The 10,640-nt window shown below is 63.7% G+C and carries 9 protein-coding genes; 7 read left to right on the top strand and 2 right to left on the bottom strand.

Annotation, left to right across the window (positions count from 1 at the left end; all coding sequences use genetic code 11):
* The first annotated feature begins 179 nt into the window (after positions 1 to 179).
* Genes PQQ96_RS36025 through PQQ96_RS36035 form a run of 3 tightly spaced genes read left to right on the top strand, consistent with a single transcriptional unit; the run spans position 180 to position 2,623 of the window.
* Complete coding sequence (locus PQQ96_RS36025) at positions 180 to 1,343, top strand: acyl-CoA dehydrogenase family protein (protein ID WP_408301344.1); 1,164 nt, start codon at positions 180 to 182, stop codon at positions 1,341 to 1,343.
* Positions 1,344 to 1,367: 24 nt separating this feature from the next.
* Positions 1,368 to 1,973: an SAM-dependent methyltransferase gene (locus PQQ96_RS36030; protein ID WP_408301330.1), complete on the top strand. Its 606-nt coding sequence runs from the start codon at positions 1,368 to 1,370 to the stop codon at positions 1,971 to 1,973.
* Positions 1,970 to 2,623, top strand: a complete 654-nt coding sequence (locus PQQ96_RS36035; RefSeq protein ID WP_408301331.1) for a glycosyltransferase family 2 protein — start codon at positions 1,970 to 1,972, stop codon at positions 2,621 to 2,623. Before PQQ96_RS36030 ends, PQQ96_RS36035 begins: the two co-directional genes overlap by 4 nt.
* 108 nt (positions 2,624 to 2,731) lie before the next feature.
* On the opposite strand, the gene PQQ96_RS36040 is transcribed toward PQQ96_RS36035, so the two are convergent.
* Positions 2,732 to 4,129 carry an MFS transporter gene (locus tag PQQ96_RS36040; protein ID WP_408301333.1) on the bottom strand — a complete coding sequence of 466 codons (1,398 nt, stop codon included), beginning with the start codon at positions 4,127 to 4,129 and terminating at the stop codon, positions 2,732 to 2,734.
* A gap of 235 nt (positions 4,130 to 4,364) precedes the next feature.
* Here PQQ96_RS36040 and PQQ96_RS36045 point away from each other — a divergent pair, with 235 nt between their 5' ends.
* Positions 4,365 to 4,520: a hypothetical protein gene (locus tag PQQ96_RS36045; RefSeq protein WP_408301335.1), complete on the top strand. Its 156-nt coding sequence runs from the start codon at positions 4,365 to 4,367 to the stop codon at positions 4,518 to 4,520.
* A 28-nt stretch (positions 4,521 to 4,548) separates the two neighbouring features.
* Here PQQ96_RS36045 and PQQ96_RS36050 read toward each other — a convergent pair whose 3' ends face one another.
* A complete protein-coding gene (locus PQQ96_RS36050; protein WP_408301337.1) occupies positions 4,549 to 5,091 on the bottom strand; it encodes a PaaI family thioesterase in 543 nt (180 codons plus the stop codon).
* A 572-nt stretch (positions 5,092 to 5,663) separates the two neighbouring features.
* On the opposite strand from PQQ96_RS36050, the gene mprF reads away from it, so the two are divergent.
* The 3 genes from mprF to PQQ96_RS36065 form a co-directional block, all read left to right on the top strand.
* On the top strand, positions 5,664 to 8,216 hold the full coding sequence (mprF, locus tag PQQ96_RS36055; RefSeq protein WP_408301339.1) for a bifunctional lysylphosphatidylglycerol flippase/synthetase MprF: 2,553 nt from the start codon (positions 5,664 to 5,666) through the stop codon (positions 8,214 to 8,216).
* Positions 8,213 to 9,478 carry a virulence factor family protein gene (locus PQQ96_RS36060; RefSeq protein ID WP_408301340.1) on the top strand — a complete coding sequence of 422 codons (1,266 nt, stop codon included), beginning with the start codon at positions 8,213 to 8,215 and terminating at the stop codon, positions 9,476 to 9,478. Before mprF ends, PQQ96_RS36060 begins: the two co-directional genes overlap by 4 nt.
* A 78-nt stretch (positions 9,479 to 9,556) precedes the next feature.
* Positions 9,557 to 10,640 (top strand): IS630 family transposase (locus PQQ96_RS36065; protein WP_408301346.1); only part of this gene is annotated, 1,084 nt, incomplete at its 3' end.

The following is a 10,640-nucleotide window of genomic DNA, read 5'->3' on the forward strand; positions in this document are numbered from 1 at the left end:
CGGGCGCGCTTCCTTCATACAAGCATGCTGCGCGCCATCTTTAGCGCGCTTTCCCCCCTGAAATAGCACGGCTTGTCCCAGGTGTTCGATGCCTGAGGCACGCCGCTTGCTGTTCGTCTGCACGTGCCGCTGCTATCAAAAGTCCGCGCACATAGATCGAACTGCTTCAGGGAGGCATGATGCTCGATACGCGCGATCGTGCGGCCAGCGTGAGTGCGCGGTCGTCGGAACGAATCAGCAGCACTCGCACTCGCGATCCTCATGCGGCATTCGCCTCGCAATCGACGGTACGCTCTGCCGGTTCGCTGGAAGATTTTCTGCATCACACGTGTTTCGATGCGTCCGACGCCACCGCGCTGGGCGATGTTTTTCGCGCGCTGGTCGAACGGGGCTATGACCGTTTGCCCTTCGTGCCGTTGCCAGGGCACGGGCATACGCTTGCGCGTTGGCGCGCCCTGGCGGCGGTTGCGGCGTGCGATCTCGGTCTCGTCAAACTGTTCGAAGGCCATACCGACGCGCTGGCGATCCTCGCCGAGTTGCATGGGCCCACGGCATCCGTTGGCAGCCGCTGGGGCGTATGGGCCGCGGAACCGCCTGACGCCCGTGTGCAAGCCAGCAAAGGTGCAAATGGCGCCGACGATGCCGCGCAACTGACGCTGAGCGGCACGAAAGCCTGGTGTTCCGGCGCGGGCGTGGTCAGTCATGCGCTCGTCACCGCATGGCTCGATGGCGAACCTGTGCTCGCAGCCGTCGCGATGGATCAGGCATCGATTTCAATCGACACCTCGAAGTGGCGAGCCGTCGGCATGCAGGCCACCGCTAGCGCGGACGTCACTTTTGATCGGACTGCGGCCGCACGCGTGGGCGCCGCGCATGCATACGTGCGCCGGCCGGGTTTCTGGCACGGCGGCGCCGGCATTGCCGCGTGCTGGTACGGCGCCGCTTCGCGAATCGGCGTGACGTTGCGCGACGCATCGATGCAACGTGCCGACGGATATCGGCTCGCCCACCTCGGCGCGGTCGACGTCGCGTTGGCCGGCGCTGCTGCCGTGCTGCGCGAAACCGCTGCTCATATCGACGCGAACCCCCAGGCCAACGCTCGACCAGAAGCCATGCGCGCCCGCCTCATCGTTGAAGAAGCAGCCACGGTCGTGATGGCTCACGCGACGCGTACGCTCGGCGCCGGTCCGTTATGCCGCGATGCACGCTTTGCCCGTGCGCTGGCGGACCTGCCAGTGTTCTTGCGGCAAAGCCATGCCGAACGCGATCTTGCCGCGCTCGGCGAGCTGATTGTCAAAGCAGGGGACGACTCCGCTGCGGGAGGTGCGCCGTGGACGCTCTGACGCAATGCAGGGAGGGCCGCTGACATGTCCTCTACAGCGGTGTATTTCGATGAACTTTACAAAAGCAGCGACGACCCGTGGCACCTGCGCGAAGGCTGGTACGAGCAACGCAAGCGTTCGCTCACGCTTGCCCTGCTGCCGCGTCCGCGTTATCGCAACGCGTTTGAACCGGGCTGCGCGAACGGCGAATTGACGGCCGGGCTGGCGACCCGCTGCGACGCGCTGCTTGCCGCCGATCTGCACGAAACGGCCGTACGTCTTGCTCGCGAACGTGTTGCGGGTCTGCCGCAGGTCCGTGTCGAACAGCGTAGGGTGCCGCAGCAATGGCCGACCGAAGCGGGACCGTTCGAGCTGATCGTGATCAGCGAACTTGCTTATTACCTCGATGCAGCTGACCTCGAAACACTGGCCGCGCGAATTGCAGCGTCGCTTACGCCGGACGGTACGCTGCTCGCTTGCCACTGGCGCCGTCCGTTTGCCGAGGCGCTCGCTTCCGCCGATGCCGCGCACGCATTGTTCGATGCGCGCTGCGGCCTGTCGCGTCTCGCGCATCACGACGAAGCCGATTTGCTGATCGACGTATGGTCGCGCGACGCGCGTTCGGTGGCGCAACGCGAGGGGCTCCTATGATCGGCGTGATCGTTCCAGCGCATAACGAAGAGGCCTTGCTGGCGCCGTGTCTTGCTGCGTTGGTCGAGGCATCGCGCCACGCCGGTCTGACCGGCGAGCCGGTGCGGATCGTTATCGTGCTCGATGCCTGCAACGATTTTTCCGGCGCGATCGCGCGTGCCTACGGCGTCGAAACATTGACGCTGAAGGTGCGCAACGTCGGCATCGCGCGCGCGACGGGTGCCGATTTTCTGCTGGCGGACGGCGCCCGCTGGCTTGCTTTCACCGATGCGGATAGCCGCGTGTCGCCGGGCTGGCTGGTCGCGCAGTTGTCGCTGGAAACGGACGCGGTGTGCGGCTCGATTGCCGTCGACGACTGGGCCACTCATCCCCACAGCGTGCGCGAATATTTTCGCAAGACCTATGTGGACGCCGACGGCCACCGCCACGTGCACGGTGCGAATCTCGGCGTGTCGGCCGAAGCGTATCGACGAGCTGGCGGTTTCCCACCGCTCACGTGCAGCGAAGACGTCGCGCTTGTCGACCGTTTGATCGCGACCGGGGCTCGTATCGCGTGGAGCGCCGCACCGCGCGTCATCACGAGCGCGCGTACGGCGACGCGTGCGCGCGGCGGCTTTGGCGATACGCTCGCTGCATTAGCGAGTGGCTAGTGCGCTGGGTGACCCGGTTCACGCTCGATGAACCACGTGGCCGTGGCAATTCTCAAACGCAACGGCGAAGTGAACGTGATCCGGAAGCAGGATTGACGAGGCGGGACTTTACCCGCGACCGCCTCGCGAGATATCTTCACCGGCACGATGCGGCATGCGCAAGGTGACCGGAATCGACGCGAACGAGCACAAGCCCACCACCAGAAACGCGGGCCAGAAATCGGACCACATGATGCCCGGATGTCCGTGCAGCACGCGCGAAATCTGCAGCACGATACCGCCCACCGTCACGCCCAGGCCGAGCGACATCTGCTGCACGACGCTGCCGAGACTCGTGGCGCGTCCGACATCGCGGCTGGCGATTTCCGCGTAGGTCAGCGAGTTGAGACTCGTGAATTGCAGCGCGGGGAAAAAGCCGCCGAGCAACACGACGACCCAGATGATCCAGGTCGGCGTGCCAGGGAAAAACAGTCCGCACGCCGCGATCGCTATCCCTGATAGCGCGGCATTCACCACCAGAACCGAACGGAAGCCGAAGCGATGCAGCACGCGCGAGGCGAACGTACGCATGAACATGCCACCGAACGCCGACGCGCACGTAATCAGGCCGGACTCGAACGCGCTCATGCCGTGTCCTTCCTGCAGCATCAGCGGCAGCAGAAAGGGCAGTGCGCCGAGGCCGATGCGAAACAGCGACCCGCCGAGTACGCTCGCCTGAAACGTCGGCACTTTGAAAAAGCGCAGATCGAGCAACGGGAGTTTGACGCGCTGGGCGTACGCGACGTAGGCCGCGAGCAGCGCTACGCCGCACGCGCACATGCCGAACGCGTTCAGATTCGAAGTGAGTTCGCCGCCGATTAGCGACAGTCCGAGCAGAAGCAGCACTGCGCCGGCCGCTGACAGAAAAAAACCGATCCAGTCGAGCGGCCCCGGATCGGGTTCGCGCGTATTGGCGATATACCGGTTGGTCAGATAGATGCCGAGAATACCGATCGGCACGTTGATGAAAAAGATCAGACGCCAGTGCAGATAGGTTGTGATGAAGCCACCGAGCAGTGGCCCGGCTGCCGGTCCAAGCAACGCGGGGACACTCAGATAGTTCATCGCCCGGATGAAGTCGGATTTGTGGACCACGCGGAAGATGATGATCCGTCCGACCGGGACCATCATCGCGCCGCCGACGCCTTGCACGAAACGGGCGAGGGTGAAGGTGGCCAGCGAGTTCGACGCGGCGCACAGGAGCGAGCCGGTCACGAAGATGCCGATTGCCGTACGGAAAATCGTGCGTGCGCCGAAACGATCCGCGAGCCAGCCGCATACGGGGATAAACACACCGAGACCCAGCACGTAGCTCGTCACCGCGATTTTCAGCGTGACCGGATCGCGCCCGAAGTCACGCGCCATGGCGGGCAAGGCGGTGACGATCACGTTTGCATCGACACTTTCCATGAACATCGCGCACGCGACGATCAGGGGCGCAATCAGGGCTTTCTCGACGACGGTCATGACGGGCGGGCGATCTGCGGCGGATGGTCGCAGGCAAAGGGGCCATTATTGCACCTGTACGGTGCGGATGGTTAATAGTGCGCCGCCCGATTCCGCCCCTTTTTGAGATTACGTGGATCGCGGATGTGATCGTCGCGCAACATGCCGGCGGCATTATTGATATTTGTTGCGGTGCGGGATAAGAGGGCTATAATCGGGTTATTGCCTAGGTATAAACCCTATACAGGAGTCCACCATGAACACCGCATCTAGCACCACCACCACCGTCCGCACCGCTGCCGCCGCTAACACCACGTGGCTGGGCAAGCTGCGCGCACTGGCTCTGCACGCGCTGAACCTGCATCTGCAAAACTGCGCCGTGATCGCTGAAGCGCATCGCCGCCCGCAGTAAGCGTCTGAGCAACAGCCGGTCTCTATCGTTACCGGCCGGGAATCTCGAACACCAGACAGGTCGTCGTGGCATGCGCGTAGAGCGTGCCGTCGGGGCCGACAAGGCGAGCTTCCGCCGTCGCCAGTTGCCGTCCGCAATGAATCACCTTGCCTTCGGCTCGCACGCGTTGCACGCGCGGCGTCACGGCTTTCACGTAGTTCACGCTTAGCTCGGCGGTGGTGTAGCCACGGCCCGGCGGCATCATCGTGTGCACCGAGCAGCCTAACGCGGAATCGAGCAGGGTGGCGATCCAGCCCCCATGCACTGTGCCCAGCGGATTCAGATGTTGCGCGAGTGGGGTGCCCTGAAACACCGCGTGTCCCGCACTGACTTCGACGACCAGAAAGTCGAGCGTGCGCGCGATCGCGGCGTACGGCAGGTCTGCATTCATCATCGCCTGCATGAATTCCAGTCCTGTCTTGCCCGCCACCTGTTCGGGGCTGGCGACGCCGGGTCCAGGGCCGGCGTTAATCACCGCCAGAACTTCCTGCTCGCGCGCGAGCCAGCGTTCCAGTTGATTTTCGTTCGTCAATTCGGGTCTCCTGTCCTGAGGGAAGCATGCTTCGGAATCGATGCATCGTCATCGATTAGAGCATCAAAGCGCTTCAGGGCGCTGGAGGGCGTGCTCTGGATCGCCGACACGCGCAGCGCCATGTCGCTTGCCGTGGGGGCGCGGATTTCTCGTGCTGTGAATTTCTCGTGCTTATGCGCGGGTCAGCGACGCCACCGGGCGTTGCACCGTGGCCGCTCGCGCAGGCAGTGCGCTTATTTCAATAAACGTTTAAAATCGCGCCCCCTGCCGACTGCTTCGGCTCACACCAGTACAGCAGCCCAATCGGCAATATTGCCCGTTTTATCGGCGCGTGTTGCTCCGTCAAGCGGCGAAGCGCATCCCGCTTCAATGACCTGCTCAGGTTAAAGCCCTACGAATTGACTGACATTGGCTGACGCTGTCAACATTTTTCACACTTTGCCGTTATTCTTTTGTAATCGCCAAAGTAAGGCGATGCCGCGGCAGACGACCCGTCGCCGCGACAGCTCCACGCAAGGCCCGCATTGACCATATTCCACCGATATAACAATAAATTCGACCGGCTAGGGGCGATGTTTGAACGCGTCTCGAAGATGCCCGGCAAGCGGAGCATCCTCTCGCCCGTGCTCGCACTCGTCATTTGCGGGCTGTTGCTGGTCGTCCTGCAGCATCTCTCGCAAGCGGTTGACTATCGCTCGGTCGTGCACCAGTTGCGTCACCTGACGGCGGGCGAGTGGGCTGCGGCGCTCGGCGCGACCGCGCTCAGCTATATCGCGCTGGTCGGCCGCGACGCAGTCGGCTTGCGCTATCTGGGCGCCACGGTGCCGCGTGCGGCGCTGTGGATCGGCGCGACCGCGGGTTCCGCGCTCGGCAATGCGACTGGCTTCGGCGCGTTGACGGGGGGCGCCGTACGCGCGCGCGTCTACGCGGCGTCGAACGTCACGCCCGCACAGATCGGCCGCATGACCGTGTTCACGAGCGTTTCGCTGGCGCTCGCGCTGGTGCTGATGACCGCGCTCGGCATGGTGTGGCTCGCCGACCCGCTCGCGACGATGCTGCATCTCCCGCCGCTCACGTTGCGTTGGAGCGGCGCTGCGCTGCTCGGCATGCTCGCACTCGCGGCTGCCGCCTGCCGTCGCGACACGCGCCCGATTCGCACGCGCTGGCAGTGGCTGTCGTTCGATATTCCGGCGCGTCGCGACCTGCTTGCACAAGTGGCCCTCGCCGTACTCGACGTGGTGGCCGCGGGCCTCGCCTTGTGGGCACTGCTGCCGCATGCCGACGTCAGCTTCGTGACCTTCATCACCGTCTATGCCGCCGCCATGCTGCTCGGCATGATCGGCCACACGCCGGGCGGCGTTGGCGTGTTCGAAGCGGCGATGGTGTTCACGCTGAACGGCAGTGTGCAAGCGCATCAGATGGTCGCGGCGCTACTCGCTTATCGCGCGATTTACTTCGGTGTCCCCTTGATTGTCTCGGCAGCCTTGCTCGCTGGCTTCGAAGGCCGCGCGCTAAAAAGCCGTTTGCCGCTGCGTCATGCGGCGGGGGCGTCGAAACTCGCGCCGCTGTTCCTGAGCCTCGTGACGTTCGTGGTCGGCGGCATGCTGGTGATTTCCAGCGCAACGCCGGCGTTCTGGCATCGCATCCGGATTCTTCACGACCTGCTGCCGCTGTGGGTGCTCGAAAGCTCGCAGATGCTGTGCAGCGTGCTCGGCGTGCTGTTGTTGTTTGTCGCGCGTGGTTTGCTGCGGCGTCTGGATGCGGCGTGGTGGATGACCTTGCTGCTGGCGGTATTGAGCCTCGCGCTGTCGCTGACGAAAGGCCTTGCGTTCGTGGAAGCGGGCGTGCTCGGCATGCTGATCGCGCTGTTGCTGTCCACGCGCCGCCGTTTCAACCGTCATTCGTCGCTGTTTGCCGAGCGCTTTACGGCGGGCTGGCTCGTGTCGGTGGCAATGGTCCTTGCGCTCGCCGTGTGGGTGATGCTGTTTGCGTTCCGCGACGTGCCGTACACGCGCGACCTGTGGTGGCAATTCGCCTTCGACGAACGCGCACCGCGTGCGCTGCGCGCAACCCTGGCCGCCAGTCTGTTCGCCGCGATCTTCGCGTTCTGGCAGTTGCTGCGCCCCGCGGCGGGCCGCTTCGTCATGCCCGCTCCGCAAGATCTGCAAGACGCGGCGCGCATCGTGCGCGCCCAGGAGCGTAGCGACGCCGGTCTCGCGCTGATGGGCGACAAGAGCTTTCTCTTTTCCGAGTCGCGCGAAGCCTTCCTGATGTACGCGAAAAATGGCCGCACGTGGGCCGCGCTTCACGATCCGGTCGGTCCGCGCGAGGAGTGGGCCGGGCTGATCAGCAAGTTCGTCGCGCTCGCGCATGCGCATGGCGGCCGCGCGGCGTTCTATCAGGTGCGCGCCAACGCTTTGCCACTCTACCTCGACGCCGGTCTCACGCTGATGAAGCTCGGCGAAGAAGCCCACGTGGTGCTCGACGATTTCGACCTGAAGGGCTCGCACCGCGCCCATCTTCGTTATGCGCTCAAGCGTGGCGAGCGTGACGGCTTTACCGTCGACGTGATCGATCCGGCCGATGTGCCAGCGTCGCTCGAGACGCTGCGCGAGATCTCCGACGGCTGGCTCGATAGCCGCGATGCGCGCGAAAAGAGCTTCTCGGTGGCGGCGTTTACCGACGAGTACCTCGCCGCGCAATCCGTGATGCTGGTGCGCCAGAACGGCGAGCCGGCCGCTTTTGTGACCTTCATGACGACCGATATGAATACCGAAGCGACGGTCGGCGTGATGCGGCACGTGGAAAGCGCGTCGCCGTATGCGATGGAATATCTGTTCACCCACCTGGCGCTGCATCTGAAGCAGGCGGGTTTCCGCTCGCTCAGTCTCGGCATCGCGCCGCTCTCCGGCATGCAGCCGACACCCCTCGCGTCGCGCTGGCATCGGCTGGCAGGCATCGTGTGGCGCTTCGGCGGCCGCTTCTATAACTTCCGCGGACTGCGTGCTTTCAAGAGCAAATTCCAGCCGCATTGGGAGCCGCGCTATCTCGCGGCGTCGGGTTCGGTGGGCGTGTTCTTCACGCTCGCGGACCTGTCATTGCTGGCAGGAGGCCGGCGTTCATGACATTGCATCCGTTTTTCAAGCTCGCCGTTGCGGCGAGTCTCGTGGCTGCCAGCGCGGCCGCCTTTGCTGCAACCACTACCGTGCCCGGCGGCCGTTTTGGCGATGTGACGGTGACGCAGCCGGTCGGCCCATTGCGCGGCTTCGTGGTGCTTTACTCGCTGGCCACCGGCTGGAGTGCAGCCGACCAGCAAACTGCCGATGCGCTCGCCAAGGCCGGCGCGCTGACCGTCGGCGTGGATACGGCGCGTTATGCGGCCAATCTGAGTGCGAAGAAAGAAGCCTGCCATCAACTGGTCGGCGATGCTGAATCCTTGAGCCATCAACTCGAACGGCAATCGCAATCGAGCCGCTATTTCGCGCCGATCGTCGCGGGTACGGGGCAGGGCGCGACGCTTGCGATGCATGTGCTCGAACAGGCGCCGTCAAATACTGTTGCCGGCGCGGTATCGGTGGATGCAGAGCGCGATCTGGATCCGCGCTTTCAACCGTGCCCGCCGGATCCGACGATCATCCGCGACAAGGTGCCGGGCTTCGTCGAAAAAGCGACGCCAGGCAACGGCGATCGCACGCGACTCGTTGCCATGGTCACGCCGCATTTGCAGACGGTGTCGACGAGCGATGACGACCTCTCCGATCTGCCGCTAATCGAGTTGCCCGCCGCGCATCCGAACGGTCTCATGGCGGTGGTGATTTCCGGCGACGGCGGCTGGCGCGATCTGGACAAGACCATCTCTCTCGCCTTGCAGAAAGATGGCGTCTCGGTGATCGGTGTGGACAGCCTGCGCTATTTCTGGAGCGAAAAGACCCCGGCGCAGACGAGCCGCGATCTCGCGCGCATCATGCAGACCTACGGGTCGCGCTGGCACGCGGAGCATATTGCGTTGGTCGGCTATTCGTTTGGCGCCGACGTGATGCCGTTCGCCTATAGCCGCCTGCCTGAAGCGCAGCGGGCGAAAGTGTCGCTGATTGCGCTGCTAGGCTTCGCGCCCGACGCCGATTTCCAGATCCGTGTGGGCGGCTGGCTCGGTATGCCGGCGAGCGATAAGGCATTGAAGGTGCAGCCTGAATTGTCGCGTGTGCCGCCCGCTATCGTGCAGTGCTTCTACGGTGAAGACGAGAAGGACACCTTGTGTCCGGCGCTGACCCATACCGGCGTCGAGGTGATCCGGACGTCGGGCGATCATCACTTCGGCCGCGACTACAACGCGCTGGAGCGGCGCATTCTGGACGCCTTCAGAAAGCAGAGCGGCGTGCGCAACTAGTGTCCTGAGTTAGAAATTCATTGCCTTATTTGCGTTGTGTACTAACCTGGGTTGCAGGGTTCGCAAATAAGCGAGGCGATGATGAGGGGAAGACCGAAGGCGCCACTGATCTTGAGTGAAGCGGAACGTGAACAGCTCACGGCGCTGACAATGCGGCGCAAGACCGCGCAGGCGCTGGCCTTGCGCGCACGCATTGTGCTGGCCTGCGCCGAGGGCATCGACAACAAGACGGTCGCGACAAGGCAGCGTGTCACCTCGCATACGGTTTCGAAGTGGCGTTCGCGATTCATCAATCACCGCGTGGACGGGTTGCTCGATGCACCGCGCCCGGGAGCACCGAGGACGATCGAGGACGCCCAGGTAGACGCGCTCATTGCGCGCACGCTTGAGTCCGTGCCCACGGGAGCGACCCACTGGAGCACGCGCACAATGGCCCGCGAGATGGGGCTGTCGCAGACGGCCGTGACGCGAATATGGCATGCCTTCGGGCTTCAGCCACACCGGCAGGAGACCTTCAAGCTCTCCAGCGATCCATTGTTTGTGGACAAGGTGCGCGATATCGTTGGGCTGTATCTGGACCCGCCGCTCAAGGCCATGGTGTTGTGCGTGGACGAGAAGAGCCAGATCCAGGCGCTGGACCGCACCCAGCCTATGCTGCCGCTGGCCCCGGGCATCCCTGAGCGACGCACGCACGACTATATGCGTCACGGCACAACCACACTGTTCGCGGCGCTGGACATCTCCACGGGCGAAGTCATTGGCGAACTGCATCGACGTCATCGCAGCAGTGAATTCCTGCAGTTCCTGCGCACCATCGAGGCCAACGTGCCACCCCAACTGGACGTGCATCTGGTGATGGACAACTACGGTACGCACAAGACCTCCTCGATCAATACGTGGCTGGCTCGCCATCCGCGTTTTCATGCGCATTTCACCCCGACCTCTGCTTCGTGGATTAACCAGGTCGAACGATGGTTTGCCACGCTCAGCGAGACATACATCAGCCGTGGCACTCATCGCTCCACCCGGCAACTCGAGCAGGCTATTCGCCAATACATCCAGATCAACAACACTGATCCGAGACCTTTCAGCTGGACCAAATCGGCCGACGACATCCTCGCCAGCGTCAAACGATTTTGTCTACGAATTTCTAACTCGGGAC

It is taken from the genome of Paraburkholderia sediminicola (assembly GCF_046027825.1).
GTDB lineage: Bacteria > Pseudomonadota > Gammaproteobacteria > Burkholderiales > Burkholderiaceae > Paraburkholderia > Paraburkholderia sediminicola_D.

Bases quoted from the DNA above. Each gene is read 5' to 3' on its own strand.
- PQQ96_RS36025 (WP_408301344.1), top strand. From the start codon at position 180: ATGCTCGATACGCGCGATCGTGCGGCCAGCGTGAGTGCGCGGTCGTCG.
- PQQ96_RS36030 (WP_408301330.1), top strand. From the start codon at position 1,368: ATGTCCTCTACAGCGGTGTATTTCGATGAACTTTACAAAAGCAGCGAC.
- PQQ96_RS36035 (WP_408301331.1), top strand. From the start codon at position 1,970: ATGATCGGCGTGATCGTTCCAGCGCATAACGAAGAGGCCTTGCTGGCG.
- PQQ96_RS36040 (WP_408301333.1), bottom strand. From the start codon at position 4,129: ATGACCGTCGTCGAGAAAGCCCTGATTGCGCCCCTGATCGTCGCGTGC.
- PQQ96_RS36045 (WP_408301335.1), top strand. From the start codon at position 4,365: ATGAACACCGCATCTAGCACCACCACCACCGTCCGCACCGCTGCCGCC.
- mprF (WP_408301339.1), top strand. From the start codon at position 5,664: ATGTTTGAACGCGTCTCGAAGATGCCCGGCAAGCGGAGCATCCTCTCG.
- PQQ96_RS36060 (WP_408301340.1), top strand. From the start codon at position 8,213: ATGACATTGCATCCGTTTTTCAAGCTCGCCGTTGCGGCGAGTCTCGTG.